The 18,603-nt window shown below is 58.0% G+C and carries 20 protein-coding genes, 1 tRNA gene, 1 pseudogene and 1 riboswitch; of the genes and pseudogenes, 10 read left to right on the forward strand and 12 right to left on the reverse strand.

Translation table 11 applies throughout. The features are described from left to right. Entirely contained in the window at window positions 1-1,248 is a 1,248-nt protein-coding gene (glyA, locus tag EOS_RS03360) for a serine hydroxymethyltransferase (protein ID WP_047845216.1), read from the reverse strand. A 160-nt stretch (window positions 1,249-1,408) separates the two neighbouring features. Then, a riboswitch (ZMP/ZTP riboswitch) is annotated at window positions 1,409-1,508 on the reverse strand. Between the two features lie 308 nt (window positions 1,509-1,816). Between glyA and ydfG the strand changes: the two genes are divergently transcribed. The 10 genes from ydfG to EOS_RS03410 all read left to right on the forward strand — a co-directional run bounded on the left by ydfG (window position 1,817) and on the right by EOS_RS03410 (window position 9,462). Further along, window positions 1,817-2,563: a bifunctional NADP-dependent 3-hydroxy acid dehydrogenase/3-hydroxypropionate dehydrogenase YdfG gene (gene ydfG, locus EOS_RS03365; protein WP_047845189.1), complete on the forward strand. Its 747-nt coding sequence runs from the start codon at window positions 1,817-1,819 to the stop codon at window positions 2,561-2,563. 111 nt (window positions 2,564-2,674) lie between these two features. Beyond that, window positions 2,675-3,190, forward strand: a complete 516-nt coding sequence (gene ybgC, locus EOS_RS03370; RefSeq protein WP_047845217.1) for a tol-pal system-associated acyl-CoA thioesterase — start codon at window positions 2,675-2,677, stop codon at window positions 3,188-3,190. Window positions 3,191-3,383: 193 nt separating this feature from the next. Then, entirely contained in the window at window positions 3,384-4,061 is a 678-nt protein-coding gene (gene tolQ, locus EOS_RS03375; RefSeq protein WP_047845190.1) for a protein TolQ, read from the forward strand. 10 nt (window positions 4,062-4,071) lie between these two features. After that, window positions 4,072-4,518, forward strand: coding sequence for a protein TolR (tolR, locus tag EOS_RS03380; protein WP_047845191.1), 447 nt, complete (start codon window positions 4,072-4,074; stop codon window positions 4,516-4,518). Then, window positions 4,518-5,600 (forward strand): cell envelope integrity protein TolA, encoded by a 1,083-nt coding sequence (gene tolA, locus EOS_RS03385; RefSeq protein WP_407639102.1) that lies wholly within the window; start codon window positions 4,518-4,520, stop codon window positions 5,598-5,600. Before tolR ends, tolA begins: the two co-directional genes overlap by 1 nt. A 116-nt stretch (window positions 5,601-5,716) precedes the next feature. Beyond that, the gene (gene tolB, locus EOS_RS03390; RefSeq protein WP_047845193.1) at window positions 5,717-7,009 is read left to right on the forward strand and encodes a Tol-Pal system beta propeller repeat protein TolB; all 1,293 of its coding nucleotides are present in this window, start codon (window positions 5,717-5,719) and stop codon (window positions 7,007-7,009) included. A 43-nt stretch (window positions 7,010-7,052) separates the two neighbouring features. Beyond that, window positions 7,053-7,559: a peptidoglycan-associated lipoprotein Pal gene (gene pal / locus EOS_RS03395; RefSeq protein ID WP_047845194.1), complete on the forward strand. Its 507-nt coding sequence runs from the start codon at window positions 7,053-7,055 to the stop codon at window positions 7,557-7,559. A gap of 27 nt (window positions 7,560-7,586) precedes the next feature. Beyond that, window positions 7,587-8,336, forward strand: coding sequence for a tol-pal system protein YbgF (ybgF, locus tag EOS_RS03400; RefSeq protein WP_047845195.1), 750 nt, complete (start codon window positions 7,587-7,589; stop codon window positions 8,334-8,336). Between the two features lie 151 nt (window positions 8,337-8,487). Continuing rightward, window positions 8,488-8,563 (forward strand) — tRNA-Lys (locus EOS_RS03405). 116 nt (window positions 8,564-8,679) lie between these two features. Further along, the gene (locus tag EOS_RS03410) at window positions 8,680-9,462 is read left to right on the forward strand and encodes a hypothetical protein (RefSeq protein WP_152693068.1); all 783 of its coding nucleotides are present in this window, start codon (window positions 8,680-8,682) and stop codon (window positions 9,460-9,462) included. Window positions 9,463-9,635: 173 nt separating this feature from the next. Here the strand turns inward: EOS_RS03410 and EOS_RS03415 are convergent, their stop codons facing one another. The 11 genes and pseudogenes from EOS_RS03415 to EOS_RS46945 form a co-directional block, all read right to left on the reverse strand. Beyond that, entirely contained in the window at window positions 9,636-9,917 is a 282-nt protein-coding gene (locus EOS_RS03415; RefSeq protein WP_047845197.1) for a hypothetical protein, read from the reverse strand. Between the two features lie 506 nt (window positions 9,918-10,423). Next, window positions 10,424-11,071 (reverse strand): hypothetical protein, encoded by a 648-nt coding sequence (locus EOS_RS03420; RefSeq protein ID WP_047845198.1) that lies wholly within the window; start codon window positions 11,069-11,071, stop codon window positions 10,424-10,426. Next, complete coding sequence (locus EOS_RS03425) at window positions 11,068-11,679, reverse strand: hypothetical protein (protein WP_152693069.1); 612 nt, start codon at window positions 11,677-11,679, stop codon at window positions 11,068-11,070. The genes EOS_RS03420 and EOS_RS03425 overlap by 4 nt, the downstream gene beginning before the upstream one ends. Next, on the reverse strand, window positions 11,676-12,152 hold the full coding sequence (locus tag EOS_RS03430) for a DUF5681 domain-containing protein (protein WP_063779058.1): 477 nt from the start codon (window positions 12,150-12,152) through the stop codon (window positions 11,676-11,678). Before EOS_RS03430 ends, EOS_RS03425 begins: the two co-directional genes overlap by 4 nt. A 72-nt stretch (window positions 12,153-12,224) precedes the next feature. Further along, window positions 12,225-12,989 carry a hypothetical protein gene (locus EOS_RS03435; protein WP_152693070.1) on the reverse strand — a complete coding sequence of 255 codons (765 nt, stop codon included), beginning with the start codon at window positions 12,987-12,989 and terminating at the stop codon, window positions 12,225-12,227. Window positions 12,990-13,227: 238 nt separating this feature from the next. Further along, window positions 13,228-14,244 (reverse strand): hypothetical protein, encoded by a 1,017-nt coding sequence (locus EOS_RS03440; RefSeq protein ID WP_152693071.1) that lies wholly within the window; start codon window positions 14,242-14,244, stop codon window positions 13,228-13,230. A gap of 146 nt (window positions 14,245-14,390) precedes the next feature. After that, window positions 14,391-15,851, reverse strand: coding sequence for an AAA family ATPase (locus EOS_RS03445; RefSeq protein ID WP_160312465.1), 1,461 nt, complete (start codon window positions 15,849-15,851; stop codon window positions 14,391-14,393). Window positions 15,852-15,932: 81 nt separating this feature from the next. Beyond that, on the reverse strand, window positions 15,933-16,178 hold the full coding sequence (locus EOS_RS03450; protein ID WP_047845203.1) for a helix-turn-helix transcriptional regulator: 246 nt from the start codon (window positions 16,176-16,178) through the stop codon (window positions 15,933-15,935). A gap of 260 nt (window positions 16,179-16,438) precedes the next feature. Further along, a complete protein-coding gene (locus EOS_RS03455; protein WP_047845204.1) occupies window positions 16,439-17,767 on the reverse strand; it encodes a tyrosine-type recombinase/integrase in 1,329 nt (442 codons plus the stop codon). Window positions 17,768-17,986: 219 nt separating this feature from the next. Then, window positions 17,987-18,328 carry a nucleotidyl transferase AbiEii/AbiGii toxin family protein gene (locus tag EOS_RS47890; RefSeq protein ID WP_407639101.1) on the reverse strand — a complete coding sequence of 114 codons (342 nt, stop codon included), beginning with the start codon at window positions 18,326-18,328 and terminating at the stop codon, window positions 17,987-17,989. 67 nt (window positions 18,329-18,395) lie between these two features. Next, window positions 18,396-18,603, reverse strand: a pseudogene (locus tag EOS_RS46945) (glycosyltransferase family 1 protein); the annotation flags it as partial.

Here is an 18,603-nt window from a genome sequence, read left to right on the forward strand (position 1 = left end):
TTAGCCGTAGACCGGGAACTGCTTGGTCAACGCGGCTACCTTCGCGCGTACGCGCTCGAGGTTCGCTTCGTCTTCCGGCGCATCCAGCACGTCGGCAATCAGGTTACCCACCTGCTCGGCCTCAGCCACGCCAAAACCGCGCGTGGTCATGGCCGGCGAGCCGAGACGCACGCCGCTGGTGACGAACGGCTTTTCCGGATCGTTCGGAATGGCGTTCTTGTTGACTGTGATATGAGCCTTGCCAAGTGCGGCTTCCGCTGCCTTGCCGGTGATGTGCTTGGCGCGCAGGTCGACCAGCATCACGTGGCTCTCGGTGCGACCCGAGACGATCCGCAAGCCGCGCTTCACCAGCGTTTCGGCCAGCACGCGCGCGTTGTCCGCGACCTGTTGCTGATAGGCCTTGAATTCCGGCGACAACGCTTCCTTGAACGCGACGGCCTTACCGGCAATCACGTGCATCAGCGGACCGCCCTGAATGCCCGGGAAAATCGCCGAGTTGATCTGCTTCTCGTACTCGGCTTTCATCAGGATCACGCCGCCGCGCGGGCCACGCAGGCTCTTGTGCGTCGTGGTCGTGACGAAATCCGCGAACGGCACCGGATTCGGATAAACACCGGCTGCGATCAGGCCGGCGTAATGCGCCATGTCGACCATGAAATACGCGCCGACGCTCTTGGCGATCTTCGACAACCGTTCGAAATCGATCTTCAGTGCAAACGCCGAAGCACCGCCCACGATCAGCTTCGGCTTGTGCGTTTTAGCCAGCTCTTCGGTCTTGTCGTAGTCGATATCTTCGGCTTCGTTCAGGCCATAGCTCACCACGTTGAACCACTTGCCCGACATGTTCACGGGCGAGCCATGCGTGAGGTGGCCGCCTTCGGCCAGGCTCATGCCCATGATGGTGTCGCCCGGTTTGAGCATGGCGAAGAACACGCCTTGGTTGGCTTGCGAGCCGGAATTCGGCTGCACGTTGGCAGCTTCCGCGCCAAACAACTGCTTCACGCGGTCGATCGCCAGTTGCTCGACAATATCGACGTACTCGCAGCCGCCGTAATAGCGCTTGCCGGGGTAGCCTTCCGCGTATTTATTGGTGAGTTGCGAGCCCTGGGCGGCCATGACGGCCGGGCTCGTGTAATTTTCCGACGCGATCAGCTCGATGTGATCTTCCTGCCGCCGGTTTTCCTGCTCGATCGCCGCAAACAATTCCGGATCGACTTGGGCGATGGTGCTTTGGGCTTTATCAAACATACGTTTTCCGTTGAATGGGTGCCAGTTGACCGGATCGCGCGTGCGCATATGCACTGCGCCGCAAGGGCGCGAAGCACGATGGGTCCAAGCGAGGCGGAAGAGAGAAGCTCCGTTGACGCGAGACGGACAGCCACCGGCAACGCAACGAACGCGTGCGGATCTCAGCTGCCCAGGCGAACGGCAAAACGACACCCTGCGCTTCCCGGTGGGTTAATCCACCTTGGATCCGAGGATCCTTGTCGCCAGTTACGCAGGGCTGGAGAGGCCTAGTTTAATGGGCTGCTTGAGAATAGGCAACAGCGGGCAAACGCCTGAAACAGAGCGCCACGAGGCCGTAAAGTGCGGCCGGCCGTTGCGTGCGGGCGTCGCCCAGGCGCTAAAATTGCGCAGCGGGAGCGGTGTTTGCGCCGCGTAGCCGATCTTCCCGAGCAGATTGCAATAAACGCTGACAACTTGCCGCATCGCAGCAATGGAAGTACGCTGTCCGGCTTTGCCGCGCACGCCCCGGCGCCGCGCGAAAGCCCCCTTTCCGTAACCTGACGAGCAACATTACAACCGGAATCCGCACATGATCGTATTTGTCACTGGCGCTTCCGCCGGCTTCGGCGCAGCTATCGCCCGCACGTTTGTAAAAGGCGGCCATCGCGTAATTGCAACCGCGCGCCGCAAAGACCGGCTGCTGGCGCTGTCGCAAGAACTCGGCGACGCGCTGCTGCCCGTTGAACTCGACGTTCGCGACGAAGCGGCCATCAAGTCGGCCGTCGCCGCGCTGCCGGAGGCTTTTTCGCAGATCGACGTGCTGGTCAACAATGCCGGCCTGGCGCTCGGCCTGGAACCGGCGCATCGCGCGAGCCTCGACGACTGGAACAACATGATCGATACCAACTGCAAGGGTCTCGTCACGGTCACGCACGCGTTGCTGCCTGGAATGGTCGAACGCAACCGCGGGCACGTGTTCAATCTGAGTTCGATCGCAGCGTCCTACCCCTACCCGGGCGGCAACGTTTACGGCGCGACCAAAGCGTTCGTGCGCCAGTTCAGCCTGAACCTGCGGGCGGATTTGACCGGCACGGCCTTGCGCGTAACCGATATCGAACCCGGCCTGTGTGGCGGCACGGAATTCTCGAACGTGCGCTTCAAGGGCGACGACACAAAGGCCGCCAACGTCTATAAGGACGTGCAACCGCTGACGGCCGAGGACATTGCCGACTCCATCTACTGGATCGCCACGCGCCCTGCCCACGTAAACATCAACACCATCGAGATGATGCCGGTCGCGCAATCGTTCGGTCCGTTGACCGTGCATCGCGGCTGATCCAGGCCGGTGACTACGCCAGAGCGTCCAGCCGATGGTTGCCAGAAAGCCGCAACTGAAAGCACGATTCGGCGGACGTTTTGCCGCTTCCGGTAAAATGCGCGGATGAACATGTCCACCAGCGAGCCTCAGCAGGCGAACGGCCTCTTGACCTTCGATTGGCCGCTCCGGGTCTATTACGAGGACACCGACGCCGGCGGCATCGTCTTCTACGCGAACTACCTGAAGTTTTTCGAACGGGCGCGCACTGAATGGTTGCGCGCGTGCGGCATCGACCAGCGCACGCTGGCCGAGTCGGACGGCGTATTGTTCGTCGTCAAGCGCACGGCGCTGGACTATTCGGCGCCCGCACGCCTTGATGACCTCATTCACGTGGTAAGCCGGATCGAGCGTCTCGGCCGCGCGTCGGTGGATTTTCATCAGGAAGCGTGGCGGGACGGCGTCTTGCTGGCTTCCGGCGACATCAAGGTGGCGTCGGTCAGTCTCGGCACCATCCGCCCGGTCGGGATTCCCGCATCGGTGCTTACCGGGTTGCGCCGCGGACCGCAAGCATCTGTGTCAAGCAATACGTCAACCATGGCGACGCCAGTACCGTTTAAATCATCTTGTTCAGAAAAACCCATGTAGACAAAGACCCTTTGGCTCCATCAAGACCTGAACTGAACCGAATCGAGCCTGCGTGCCTCAAGGCCTGCAGGCACAGAAGTACCGAGCAAAAGTTGGCAGGACCTGTCCACGCTTTCAGTCGTTTGTCGAAAGCCTGACAATTTCCGGCCAGTTGCACCTCGGACGCCCCTTTGGGACGTAACAGCGGACTTTTATGAACACTACACAAGACCTGTCGATCGTTTCTCTCGTCATCCATGCAAGCCTGCTGGCGCAGGCCGTCATGGCGCTGTTGCTGATACTGTCGTTGTTGTCGTGGACTTACATCATTCGCAAGTGGTTTGCGATTCGGCGCGCGCGTGCTCAGACCGAGCGCTTCGAGCGCGATTTCTGGTCGGGCGGCGACCTGCAGGCGCTTTATCAGAGTGCTGCCAATAACCGTCACACCATCGGTGCACTGGAACGGATCTTCGAATCGGGCATGCGCGAGTTCCTGAAAGGCAAGGAGCGCCGCATGAGCGACCCGGCGGCCATTCTCGACGGTTCCCGCCGCGCCATGCGCGCCGCGTTCCAGCGTGAAATGGATGTGCTCGAGGTCAACCTCGCGTTTCTCGCGTCGGTGGGTTCGGTCAGTCCGTATATCGGTTTGTTTGGTACGGTCTGGGGGATCATGAATTCGTTCCGCGGCCTCGCTAACGTGCAGCAGGCAACGCTTGCGAACGTGGCGCCGGGTATTGCCGAGGCGCTTGTCGCTACGGCAATCGGCCTGTTCGCCGCGATTCCGGCGGTGGTTGCGTACAACCGCTACGCACACGATATCGACCGCCTCGCGATTCGCTTCGAAACGTTTATCGAAGAGTTCTCGAATATCCTGCAGCGCCAGGCCCACTAAGGAGTCTAGTATGGCCGGAGGTCCAATGCGTTCCAGCATGCGCGGCAGTTCACGGCGCGCCATGTCCGACATCAACGTCGTGCCTTACATCGACGTGATGCTCGTGCTGCTCGTCATTTTCATGGTGACCGCGCCGCTCGTCTCGCCTTCCATCATCAACCTGCCAACGGTCGGCAACGCGCAACCGCAGGATCAAACGCCGCCGGTCGTGGTCAATATCAAGGCGGACGGCAGCATGAACGTGCGCTACAAGGAAGACGGCGGCGCAGCGCAACAGCAAAACATGACGAAGACGGAACTCAACTCGTTTGTGCTGAACCGGCAGGAATCGCATCCCGATCAGCCCGTCGTGATTGCCGCCGACAAGACAGTGAAATATGAAGTCGTCATGAACGTGATGTCCGATATGAAGGCGCGAGGCGTCAAACGGGTCGGATTGTTAGTCAAATCGCAATGATGAAACGGCAGCCCAGCGGGCACCCTGGCGCGCGGACCAGCGCGCGCCCCATCCGTCCGCCGCGTGAACGCGGGACATGGAAGGCGTTTGCGCTCGCCGCGCTGATGCATGTGCTGCTCGGTATCCTGCTGTACCACGGCGTCAACTGGCAGAACAACACGCCGGCGGGCGCCGAGGCCGAGTTGTGGACCGAGATCCCGGATCTGTCGGCGCCTACGCCGCGCCCTGTTCCGCCCCCCGCGCCGCCGCTCAAGGTGCAGCCTGCGCCGCCGCCGGCGAAGGATGAGGAAGCTGACATCGCGTTGCAGGAAAAGAAACGTAAACAGCAGGAAGCGGCGGCGCGTGCCGCGCAACTCGCCGAGCAGCAGCGTGCGCAGCAACAGGCCGAGCAGGAAGCGGAGGCCAAGCGTCAGCAACTTGCTGCGCAACAAGCCGCGCAGCAAGCCGCCTTAGCGGCGCAAAAAGCGATACAGGACAAACAGAAACAGGCCGACAAGCAGAAGCTGCTGGCTCAGCAAAAGCTTGACCAGCAGAAGGCGCAACAGGCCAAAGAGAAGGAAGCTGACGCAGCGAAAGCCGCGGAACAGCAGAAGGAAGCTGACGCGAAAGCCCAGGAAGATGCCAAGGCCAAGGCTCTGGCGGATGCCAAGGCGAAAGCCAAGGCTCAGGCCGACGCGCAAGCGAAGGCCAAGCTCGACAAGGAACGTAGCGCCCGGCTCGCGCAATTGCAGGGACAGGCTGGCGGCGGCACGGAATCGAGCGGCAATGGACTGGCCAAGGGCGGCACCGGCAGCGGCGCAGGCGGCACGGCGACATCGGCGGGATATGCCGAGAAGGTGCAGCGCCGGGTGCGTCCGAATATCGTGTGGGCGGGGGAAACGGCCGGACTCGAGACGGTGGTCGCGGTGCGCTGTTCGCCGACGGGCACGTTGCTGTCGGCAACCATCCAGCGCTCCAGCAGCAACGAGCAGTGGGATCAGGCCGCCTTGCGCGCAGTTCAGCGCTCGGACCCGATGCCCGTAGACACCAACGGCCAGGCGCCTTCGTCGTTTACGATCACATTGCGTCCGGCGGGCGGTTGAACGGACATGGTAAAACGACAGCGCGCATTGGGCCTTAACGGGAACGAATTGTGCGTCCGGCGGTCTGTTCTGCAGCCGTCGATAGTTTAAAAATCGCTTTTTCTGGAACCAGATACATGAGTTTGATGACGAAGCTTGGCCTGAAAACGCTTGTTGCATCCTGCCTGATCGCTGCGGGTACCGCCGCTCAGGCGCAGTTGAATGTGCTCGTGACAGGCGTGGGTTCGACCCAGTTTCCTATTGCCACCGCCACGTTTGCCAACGAAGCGAATTCGCCGCAGCAGATCAGCGCGATTGTTCGCCAGGACTTGGCGCGCAGCGGCAAGTTTACGAATATCGATGCGGGCTCAACGCCGGTGTCTGAGACCGATTCCGTCGATCTCGGCAGCTGGAAAGCCAAAGGCGCCGACGCATTTGTGTCCGGCAGCGTGAATCGCCTGCCAAACGGCCAGTATGAAGTGCGCTTCCGTCTCTACGATACGGTCAAGCAGGAAAGCCTGGGCGGCTTGTCCCTCGTCAGCCCGGAAAGTGGTTTGCGCATGAGCGCACACAAGGTCGCCGACTACATCTACGCCAAATTGCTGGGCGACCGCGGTGTGTTCGCGACGCGCCTGTCTTACGTGATCAAGACCGGCGGCCGTTACCAGTTGCAGATTTCGGACTCCGACGGCCAGGACGCGCGCATCGCGCTGTCGAGCCCCGAGCCGATCATCTCGCCGGCCTGGTCGCCTGACGGCACCAAGGTCGCGTATGTCTCATTCGAAAAGAAAAAACCGGTTGTTTATATCCACGACCTGCCGACAGGCAAGCGTGTGATCGTGTCGAACCAGAAAGGCAATAACAGTGCACCGGCGTGGTCGCCGGACGGCCGCAAGCTTGCGGTCGCCTTGTCGACTACCGGCAACACGCAGATTTTCCAGGTGAACGCAGACGGTAGCGGTTTGCGTCGCCTGACGCAGGGCAGCTCGATCGATACCGAGCCGGCTTACTCTCCCGATGGCAATTCGATTTATTTCACGAGCGACCGCGGCGGCGCGCCTCAGATTTACAAGATGTCGGCGAACGGCGAAAGCGCCGGCTCGGCACAGCGCGTCACATTCTCGGGCAATTACAATACAAGCCCGCGAGTGAGCCCGGACGGCAAGCAGATTGCGTACATTTCGCGTGTTGGTGGCGGCTTCAAGCTGTATTTGCTGGACCTCTCGTCCGGCACGGCGACCGGCCTGACCGACACGACGCAGGACGAATCGCCCAGTTTTGCGGCGAATGGTCAGTACATCCTCTACGCCACCCAGGTGAACGGGCGTGGCGTGTTGGCGGCTGTGTCGACCGACGGTCGTACGCGGCAAGTCTTGTCGCTTCAGGGGGGCAGCGTACGCGAGCCGTCCTGGGGTCCGTTCATGCAATAACCTCACGCAATAACTTAAGCAGCAACACACAAGGAGAGTAACCATGATGTCTAAAATTCGTATCGGCTTTGCAGTGGCGATGGTCGGTGCATTGGCGGCATGTCATTCAGGCGTTAAGCTGGATGAAGGCGCAAACAAAGGCGCGATCGGCACGCAACCCGACGCGAACGCAGTTCAACAGGTCAATGTCGACCCGCTGAACGATCCGAACAGCCCGCTGGCGAAGCGCAGCATTTACTTCGACTTCGACAGCTACGCAGTTCGTGACGACTACCAGCCGCTGCTGCAACAACACGCGCAGTATCTGAAGAGCCATCCGGATCGCCACGTGCTGATCCAGGGCAACACCGACGAACGCGGCACGAGCGAGTACAACCTGGCGCTGGGCCAGAAGCGTGCTGAAGCGGTGCGTCGCGCAATGTCGTTGCTGGGTGTAGCCGACACGCAGATGGAAGCCGTGAGCCTGGGCAAAGAAAAGCCGCAGGCTACCGGTCATGACGAGTCGTCGTGGGCGCAGAATCGCCGCGCTGACCTCGCTTATCAACAGTAACGTAACCAGTCACGGGTGAGTCGCCGTATGTGGTATCGCTTCCCCTCGCTGCGCGCGGTCGCAGTTGCTTGTTTGCTAGGTTCGGCTGTGGTCGGCGGAACGGCGCATGCGGCATTGTTCGATGACAATGAAGCGCGTAAAGCGGTGCTCGATTTGCGCACGAAAACGGACAGCCTGGCTAGCCAGTTGTCCGCCGCTCAGCGCACGATCCTCGATCAATCGAATCGTCTCGACCAGTTGAATCAGCAGGTCGCCACGCTTCGGGGACAGAACGAGGACATGGCCAACCAGTTGACCACGTTGCAGAAGCAGCAGAAGGACTATTACACCGACCTCGACGGCCGGCTGAAAAAGTTCGAGCCGCAGCAGCAGACGGTGGATGGCGTGCAAGGTACGGTGCAGCCTGGCGAGACTGAAGCGTTCAACGCGGCATCGACTCAGTTCCGAAGCGGCGATTTCAAGAACGCCGCTGCGTCGTTCAAGACGTTCGTGGCGAAGTATCCGCAGAGCCCGTACCAGCCGACCGCGCAGTATTGGCTCGGCAACGCGCAGTATGCTCTGCGCGATTACAAGAGTTCGACGGCAACCTGGCAAAATCTGGTGAAGAATTTCCCGACGCATCCGCGAGCGCCCGACGCGCTGCTCGCAATCGCGAACAACCAGATCGAGCAAGGTCAAAAAGCCGCTGCGAAAAAGACGCTGGATCAGGTCATCTCGCAGTACGGCGGAACGGAAGCCGCGCAGTCGGCTGAAAGCAAAATGTCGCAAGTGAAGTAAGCGAAGCAGATCTCCGCGCCTCTCGTTGAAAAAGCCCGTAGCGTGGTTGCTACGGGCTTTTTCTTTGGGTTGTTTTGTTGGTTCGTGATGCGCTGCGTTTTCGCACTCCGTTGACAACTTACGGTCGATGTGACTATAATTTCGGCTCTTTGGGTCGTTAGCTCAGCTGGTAGAGCAGCGGACTTTTAATCCGTTGGTCACAGGTTCGAATCCCGTACGGCCTACCAAAGATATTGCAGTAGAATCAAGCACTTAGCCTAACCGTTCGCGGTTGGGCTTTTTGCTTTAAAAGCCAGAAGTAACTTGGTTGTAACTTTTCGCTGCCTCCGGTCCTGAGCAAACAATGACAAAGAATCAGAATGGGCGCAAAACTCCCTCCGAGATGGCATGCGATCTGATGAACGGTCTCTCGCGGCAACCGCGTCTCACAAGTAGCACACCCCAAATCGCGCGCGCACCGATGGCGCTGCCACCCCGTATGTACAAGTACCTTTCGCGCCGTTGGGCAGATACGCTGGTCACGGTGGGTAACACACGCGTCGGAACGTTGCATGACTTCCGATCGTTGGAACACGGACCGGGGATCTCCGATCCCGAGGAAGGCAAGAAGGAAATCCGCGCAAGCTTTGACGAGCCAGAAACGTTTGTCGGTGGTGCCGCGAGCGGCGACGCGATGGCCCAACTAGGTGTCTTCAAAGTTGCCGAGGGTGCAAGCGCTACCTTTAGCGGGTTATCCATCGTCCGGCCAATCGACCATCCGGACTGTTACGTGTGGTGCGCGTCCCGTGAGAAAAGCCGAAAGGCAATGTCTCGGATTGACGGTGCGGACACATGCGTAGAGATAACGAACGTAGGAGCGTTCTTTCGAGAGCTGGGCGTCGCCCTCGCCGCCCTTTGTACTGTATCGCGCGTAGGTGCAGGGCCAGTGACGTACAACGAGCGGACAGAAGAATGGAACCGTGCGAATCTTGGTATCCACCCAGCGTTCCTTAAAGGTCCATCTTTTGCAGATCAAGACGAGGTACGGGGCGTTTGGGCTCCCAACCCGGCAGAAGGAAGTTTGAAAGCAAAGTTTATTGATAAGAGCAATCTGTACAAGTACTGCCGCATCGTTGACCTACCGTAGCCGCCTACGTTGGGATCGCCAGCGTGCGCGCAACGTGCGGCCCCACAACCTGCGCTCACCACACTGCCGCTACCAACACGGCACCCGCACGCAGCGTCGGCCTGTGCAGCCTGTGGTCAAATAAAAAGCCGCACCCTTCATCGGATGCGGCTTTGTCGTTTGCGCGATTGGTGTTAGCGATAGTCACGGCGCGATGGACGACGGTGACGCAGCGCTTGGTCAAGCGGACTCATGTGCTGTTGAGGCTCCCTGCCAATGCCTTGCGCATGGGCGGCGGCAGCCCATGCGTTATTCTCAAGCTGAACGGAAAGGTAATCCCGCACCATCTCCGCACTCGCGTCACGCTGCTTGCGCTCGATCCTTGCCTCTTCGTTCGCCACGCGCTGCCCTGCGTCGTCTTCGGTCTCAAACGGGTGCGAATCGTAATCTTCGTAATTGCTGCTTTCGTATCTCATACAAACTCCTGTTGGTTGGTGAAAATAAACTGCTGCTTACTTGGCTGCTTCTGCCAAGGCCGCACGCTCCGCACGCTGCTTGCGTGCATAGAACAACGCCGCTTGCATTGCCCGAGAAAGTAGACGTCGTTTCATATGTATTCCTATCTAATAAAGTTGAACTGCGAGTTGGAATCCAGCAGGCATCACCACACGCCGTAAAACACAGTGCCTTTAATCTTTGTGTTATGGCCACCTGCGCCCGGTGAATACGACCAAGAGATGCCGTTGTTATCGATTGCAAAAATTGGGCGACTGACATCCATGTTGATAAAACCCCAAATGTTCTCCGGTTGGAATGCGTAAAACGGGGTTCCTGCGGCTAATCTACCGTCAGGGTGTGACTGATTAGTTCCGTCGCAACGAAATGAACCGATAACTCGCGCCAACCTAGTAGTGAAGTCCACCACTAGGTTTCCCGACGCATCCCAACATTGAATTCCTGCCGCCATAGCTTGCTCCTGTGGTTAAACAATGTCCTTGGGAAGCCCTTCGAATTGCTGGACCTTGCGCGGTGGCTTCGCTTTCGCTTTGGCTTTTGGCGCTGGTGCGTTCTCCGCATCCACGCGAGCTTGATCCACCCGCTCTTGCTCCTGCCGTTCCTGCTTTCTCACGCGGCTCGTTTCTGCATCAGCTAAGTCCCGATTGAGTCTCTGCTGGGCGGTCAATATCTGCAACTCACCGTTCGTCCCTGCGATGGCTTCAAGTTCTGCTTCTGACAAGCCAGTGGAGCGTTCCGGTGGCGTGTTGGTTGGCGGAACATAAGGGCCCGTGTAGTCTCCGGCTTGTGATAACAACCGTTGTTGATCGGCCGACGCAGCTCGTTCCCACTCGTCGATATTGGCAATGGCAGGAACCGTCATAACGCCACCGATCGCACGTTCAGGATGCTTGGCCGCTTCTTCATCGACCAAGAACTGACCAATGAGGAACATCGCAGTAGTTCGTATCCGATCCGAAGCATTACCGGCAGGGTCCGCTAAAGCAAGAAGCCATGCCATCATCTCTTCCCGGGGCTTCTCTCTCACTTCACCGCTCATAGTGATGATAGTAGCGTTGTCAAAGTTGTTCTCCAACTGACCGATCTTCTTAAACAAGTACTTCCGGGTCTTCATGCTGCCTCCTGTTGACCACACATGGCGTCCACTTGCAGCAACGCTTCCTTGCGCATCTCCGGGCATGCCGTATTGACCGGGCTAGCGATGGTGAGCAGTGCGTCTACCTGCGCGCGGCGCAATGCTGCGGTGTCGCTGAAGGTATGTTCAGCCAACGATTGGTCAGGTTTACAAAGGACGGGATACCCGACGCGGTGCACGTTGTCCGCTGCGTCCTTGCGCCACGCTGCTATCTCGTCCGTTTCCACATAGTTGCGGCCATACAGATATGCCCTGCAAAGGTATTCAGCATGATCCACGAACACGTGCTTACCATAGACGCGCTGAAATTTCGTGCGGTTGAATCTGTGTATGCCGTCTATCACCTCACCGTAGAGTGCAGTGTGGTCAAAATTTCGCAGCCCCATGCCCTTCTGCTCGCGCAGGTACTGCACGCAAACCAACGCACGATCTAGCACCGCGTCTCGCGTCTCGCCTGCTTCCCGGAACACGTAGACAGTGATATAGCCGATGCGGATACGCCAAGCGTCTGGTACATAGTTAGTCCAGTCCAGATCGATACCTAGTTCCCACATGTGGTGACGCGGCAGCGTCCAAGTAGGTTTCATGATTTCGTGTCCTGTTCAATTGTGATTCGTTCCATGCCTTGGTGTCCCGCCGTAACGGTATCGAACAAGAACCGTTCGAGTTCCATCACGCGCGCAGACATCTCGTCTATCTCGCGCAGCTTGCCGAAGGAGTTGATGGTGTCGATAAGCTGCTTACCGGTGTCAGCGTCGAGCACGCCATTGGCGACGCTCTGTAAAACTTGCCGCGCCTGCTCAACCAGCGGCAAGGTCGTGTCCAAATCAAACTGCACAACCTGCGAGCGCGCCTTCAGCGCCGGGTACAAGCGGGACATGACCAGCGTCGCAGCTTGCATATCACCCGCCAGCGCTGCATCCACTACCACCTTGGCAATGGCCGAGCCTTGGTCCGCAAGCGCCCTCGCGATCTCTGTTGACCGGTTCTTAGCGCCCGGTGGACGCCCCCGCTTGTTTCCCGTTTGACCGGGCTTGTACTGCGTGGGAAGTGCTGCCATGTGGACCTCTCTTTTCAATTTAAATACTGGGAAAATATTCGTATCTTCCCTAGGCTTGATCCAAATCTAGGTCTAGAACTTGAACGGGTCGTTGGCCGTGACCTTCACTGCACGGAGGCGTTGCACTTCGCGCCAGCCATGTTTATGTCCTAAGGACTTCTCGACGTCTGTGTGCACAAACTGCGCGCCCACCGTCTCGATTTTTTCCCGCGCCTTGATCATGACGTCCAACCGTGTGGTCAGTCCCGGGTTCATGGCCTTGTGGTAACGCTTCGCTTGAATCTTCTGCCACTCGTCAGTCAGACCAGACAGAAACGCTGGTGCACCCAGCACGGCATTGAGGCTCTGGCGGTCGTCCTTTTTGATCATTTCGTTGATCCACTCGTGTTGCTTGTCAAAGCTCAACGCCTTAACATGATTGCGAATGTCGGGCGCGAACGGGCTAATTCGCGCTGCCTCGGCCACAGGCGCGTTAAGCTGCCGTTCCAGATCATTAATTCCCGCTGTCAGGTTCTGATGCACCGCGTCGAACTTGCGCGAGACCGTTTCCTGATGCTTGCCTGCGAAGTCCGCGAGCTTCAGCAACTTCGCGCCCTCGGTCAGCGACTCGTCGTTTACGAGCGCTCTGCGTGCTTCGTTCAATTGGTTCAACGTCACATATGCGAGCGCCAGCGCTTCCTTCGCCGGTTTCACGTACGGCGCGGTTTCTTCATCCACGCCTTCAATACTGTCGATGTTGAGCGGGTGATAGCTCACCGGCACATCCGTGTATGTGACGGGTGCTTGGTCCTTGCCAGCGTTGGCAAGGTGCTCCATGAATTCCATTGGCGTAGGCATGGTTAATACTCCTTATTAATTGACCGGAAAGTTACCGTGTTGGCTTACAGCTTATGGCGGCTATTAATTTAATACAATAATTCAAGCATTTATATTTAAAAACCAAAGTCCTATTAGTCCGTTGGTCTTCAATCTATCGCTTAAATGCCCGAGCTTTAATGCAGGCCCGTGGGGCGGTTGCAGTGCGCTGCCCCTGCGCTGGTGGCGGCAAGGGCGCAGCAACGGCAGCAACCCGAGTTCAATTGCCCGGTACAACGATGGACGCGGGTTGCGCCAACCTTGCTAAAGCTGCCGCCAGTTCGTTCGCAATCAATCCTTCTAAGTGCGTTTCCGCGTAATCAATCAGTTGCGAGTTTGCTGTCTTTGCAAGAGTGCGACGAATGTATGACTCCGTGCACTTGCTGCGCTTGCTTAACCCGGTGCACTGGAACAGACGAACGACTTGCGTTGCGCTGCCGCGCCCGTCGTTTAAGCGCTTGCTCCAGAACCAGAACATTGAGATGAGAGCTAAGTCTGCTTCCGACTGTGATGGGTATCCGTACTGGATATATGACCCGTGCACCTTCTTGTCACCTTCACCCTCGCATGCGGTAAAGGTGCACAACGCGCGGAACTTCTCTCCGTTCAACGTGTCACCGCTTGCAGCGTCATACACCGCACCGTCTTCAGCAATGTCTGGCATCGGATCGTCGTCGAGAACGCTCGGATTTGCTTGCTGGTCCTTTGCGGAGATTTGTGCGATCAACGACGTGAGCAGTTCGTCACGCTGGTGCACAGGCGAGGATCGGGCAACGTCACCCGTCATCACCATGAAGCGTTGCTGCGAATACACTTCGATCTTGTCCCTGTGGTGACCAGCACCAACCGGGCCTTTTATGACCACATGTGCACCGCGTCCGCTGGCGCTCAATTCAGTATAGCTATCGAATATTTGAATGATCTTGGAATACCGAGAAAGCTCTTCTTCTGTCGCTGGATTCTTGACTTTGTTGTCCAAGTCGATTACGACAAACGGGTCATTCGCGGTCAGCATGAATCCGATAAGGTGCTGACGTCCGGATTGCTTTGTCATGCGATATGCAGCGCATGCGGCATTGTCGAACGTCGCCCAATGGCTGGGGTTCGTAGACGACGCGTTGGTGCCGTCCAGCTTCAACGGGCGCTTCGGCCCGTTCTCATCATTTACAGGAGCGCCAACGCACCACTGCGGAAAGGCGCGTATCTCAGCGGGTATGTTCAACCAAAGATGGCTCATTTGGACTCTCTACGATAGATGGAATGTGGAACAACGCGCGGGCGCACGTAACGAAACTATGTAGGGTGTGTGGTGGTGGGTGGTGGGGAAGTGCCCCCACATTACATAGTTTCCGCAGTTTCCCCACCTTACCCACTACCACCACATTACATAGTTTCATTAGCAGCACTTTTCGGTCGGCAGTACCAAACACCTCTCATGTTCCGCTTCTCCAAATACTTGTGGCTGTGATCCGCCCACCATCGGTCTGTCGCCTTACCATTGACGATTGCCGCTGCCCGAACGTCGTCCACCTTCTTGGGCATGTTGCCTGCGACGTCCCGAAAGAAGTCCTTCAACCACGGCCCGAACCCAGCGGAGTACTGACTGACTGGACCGCGTGCACCGCCGACCACCGCTTCGGGAGTGAGCGTCTCATCCAGCTCTTCCCAGTTCGGTCGTGTTGCCGTAATGACCTTGCCGTTCGTGGCATCCTTGCCGACCTCCACCTTCACTGTGGTGAACTTCCACGCGCCGCCCGGGTGTTCAGGTAAATTGACCTTTACTTGCATCAGCGTCTTGGCATACATGCCCTCTTCGGGACGAGCAATGACTGCGCACAAGCTGCGGCACGTTTGGACAAATGCCGCGGACCCTAGCACCCGATGCAGCATCTTCCGACTTTCGTCTTTCATGAAGTGGGTCACGCAGACGATAGCGAGACTGTGTTCCTGTGCGATAGCAAGCCACGGCTCCAACACTGTGCGTAATTGACCAGCGTCATTCAGGTCAACTTTGCGCAACTTCTGCCCGGGGAGGTAGCTGGTGATCGGATCAATAACAAGCATCGCAAACGGGGCGCCGTTGTCACGGGACGTTTTCAACACCTTCGATACTTCTGCAATGTCGTCCTGCATCGAAAATGTGTTGCGTTGGCCGCGCTGCGTTACGCCTTGGATTTCACTGACGTTGACGAGGTTTGCGTTACAAGCCAGAAGGCGCGGTACGGTAAGTTCTTCGATGCCGTCCTCGCTACCAAGCCAAAGCACACGCGCGGGAGCGCGGAGCATTTCTGGCGGCTCGCCCGGCCACGCTGCACCTGTGGTAACCCTTGCCGTTATGTCAGCCAGCACGCTGGACTTTCCTGCGCCTGTCTCGCCTGCGAAGATGGTGATGTAGCCTTGCGGTATCCAACCAGTCCAAAGCCAGTTTATGGCTTTCATGACTACTCCGCTTAGATTGCGCATCACCAGTTCGCGTGGCCCGGATTCGCCAACGCTGTGACCGCGCTTAACCAATTCGCGGTCGTATTTGTATTTCTCGGCGTCGCGGTTTGCCTCAACCGCGCGGAGCAGCATTTCGCTTTTGCGGTTTGCTTCGTCAGGCCACAGTGGCGCGTCTACAGCGGTTGCGGGCGATTGATGCACGGCTGCTGCCGATGCTGGTACGGTGCCGCCTGTTGGGGTGCTGCACTTACCAGCACCGGCCTGTAGCGCCTGCTGTGGGATCGCTGTATCAAGGTTAAGCCCATGTGCGCTACCAGCTAAACTGGGCACGTTCATAAGCGATCCAATTTGAGTCACCCTTGCCGGTGGCTCTTTTTTTGATTCGTTCAATTCGTCGTTCATAAAAGCAATCCAAAAAAAGTTACATACAGGCTTACCGCGCGAGCGCATAGCGCGACAACCCTTTGCGTATAAAGGGTGCGCTTAGGCTGGCTGGCGGATTGACCGTACTTTGGTCGCTTCTTTAGCTTGTGCAGCGGTCTGTTTTGTAGCGGTACGCGTGGACGCTTCCAAAAAGGCGAGCAGCGCTTCTTCGCTATAGCGGACAGCACGCGGGAGCTTGATAAACGGAGGACCTTCACCGCGAATGCGCCAAGACTCAAGCGCTCGGATGGAGAAGCCCATGAAGGCTGCTGCTTCGGCAGGGGTAAGTAGCTTTGTGGCAGTCATGATCACATTCCCAAGAATCTTTAAAGGAACTGTGGTCACCTGCCCCGTTGATGGGGGTGTCCGAGCATCTCGGCGGTTCACTCCGTAGCTGCGGAGGCTTGCGCTTACCTACTCGACTGAATGGCGACGGAACTTCTTTACTGAGGCGCCCCGTGCAGGCCCCTGCTGATGACTGAACTGCTACCAGCAACTACGCTACAAACACTATAGCGCACATTTAAAACGGTGTTTGCCGTTCATTTGGCCCTACATATGATTATTTACGCCGCTTGCTCTGTCACGTGCTCACCTGCCGCTTTCGCGTCCGCTAACTTGCTCTGTTCAACGACCCATGCGGCGATGCGCTCGACTGCCGGTGCCAGGATTCGCGGGTCCGGATTGTTGTCGTAATGCTTGCCGTGAACGTCGCTGGGCAAATGGTTCAAGAGCTGTCGGCGCTGGTCTGCGTCCACACCGCATGCTTTCCCGATGTCCTCAAACGTGCGGCGCAGGTCGTGCGGTGTGAGGTGCATACCGGCAATGGCAGAAAGCGCGTCCATGGTTGCCCGTGCTTCTGTTATGTGACCGGTCTTGCCCCACGACGCGAACACATGGTTGTTCTTCTCCACGCGTGGGCGCGCATCGATTATGTCGCACAGCACCGTGCTCATTGGCAAGGTGACGGCATTGTGGTTCTTCGCAATGGCAGACGGAATAGTCCAGGTCGAAGCTTTGGCGCTGAAGCGGGTCCATGTGAGCGTGGCACCTTCTGTCGCTCGGGAACCAGTGAGCAGCAGCAAACACACATAGTCAGCGCTCGTGCGTGTTTCCGGGTTCTCGTCCACGCGACGTTTTTGCAGCATTGACCACACCGCACCGATCTTATCGCTCGGTATGCGACCGGTACGAACTTCTTCCTTGTTCGGTTTCTGGCGCTTGAACATGCGTGCGACCGGATTGATCGGAAGCAAGGGTTCGTCGTCGTCCTCGGTCAAGATGAACGCGAAGTTGCACAGCGCACGCAGCAACACGAACGCCTGATTCGCCTGCGCTGGTGCGGGGCGCTGCTTCTTCTCGTCAACGCTGATGCCGAACTGAGTAATGTAGTTGAACCGCTCCAAGCATAGGGATGTGGTTATGTTACGAATCGGCTTGTCCGCCCACGTTGCGAAGCTGGTGTCCATGTGCCGCTCGATGTCTTTCTTACTGCGGTCTTTCAGCGGACCGTGCTTGGTGCGCTTGGTCGTGAGGTACTTGGTCATGATCTCGCGCAGCGTCCAACCCTGTACCTCGTTCGCAATGATGGCCTGAGCCGCTTGCTCCGCTGCCAACTTCGCCTGCCTTTTCTCTTCCGCTGGGTCGATACCCTCCTGCATGCTGACCCGTTCGGTCGCTGCCATGCTGCGCGCTTTGTCGAGCTTGATCACCCCATGCTCACCCAGCGTAATGCGCCGCGTTTTGCCGTTCGGACGCCCTTGGTAAATGTAGGTGCGCTTCCCTGCGGCTGTCACGCGTACCCCGAACCCCTTCAGCGCGTCGTCCCAGTAGACGGCGTAACCGGCTGTAGGCACTGCCAGCTTGTCAATTATTGCGTTCGTAGACAGTTTCATTCCGACCCCCGTGTTTGCAGTTGTAAGCAGTGTTGTAAGCACTCTACGTGTGGATTAACAGGGGACCAGCGTACCACATATCGCCGTAACTCCTTGATTCATAGGGATAATGTGGCTTAATGTGGTCTAACGGTAAGCAGTGTGGTGCGGCTGGAGCGGACTTTTAATCCGTTGGTCACAGGTTCGAATCCCGTACGGCCTACCAAAGACAAAAAGGGCTCAGCTTTCGCTGAGCCCTTTTCCGTTGGAGCGCTCAGCGGAGGTTCGATATTTCGTTCGGCCTGGTGCTACTTGGACCCGCTCCCGCTGTCCTGATCTTTCTACTCTAACTTCCCCAGCCACCAGCAATGCAGCCGGGTCACGCTCAATCACGAGGCTCAGATCAAATAGATCACGCGCAGTCGCACGATCACCTCGGTGCCACATTTTCTTCACTACGATTTCGGCTGCGGTCTCCGCTCTTACCGCGCGATCAAGCAGGGTCCATTGATCGTATCCAGGGTCCGTCAAATTCGGGGAAACGACAAAGTCGATCTCGCCTTCAGGCAGGAGCAGCTTCACGAATTGCGCGCTGAACTTATGAAACGCCCAAGCGCCTGCTCCTATAAGCCACCCCCCAACCTGCACACTAAGCGCTTACAAGCGGCTCCACTCGTTCGCTCGACTCTTCATTGCGCAACATCTGATACGTCAGCATGACATGCTGCCGCGCGAAGCCGCGCGTTGTCAGATCCTTCGATACCAACTCCCGCTGCGCGCGGCGAATCCTCTCGGTCGTGCTTGCCGGATTCGCGCCCAACCCAGCGACGGCCTCGCGCAAGCTTCGTGGATCGTGG

Source organism: Caballeronia mineralivorans PML1(12) (genome assembly GCF_001028175.1).
Lineage (GTDB): Bacteria > Pseudomonadota > Gammaproteobacteria > Burkholderiales > Burkholderiaceae > Caballeronia > Caballeronia mineralivorans.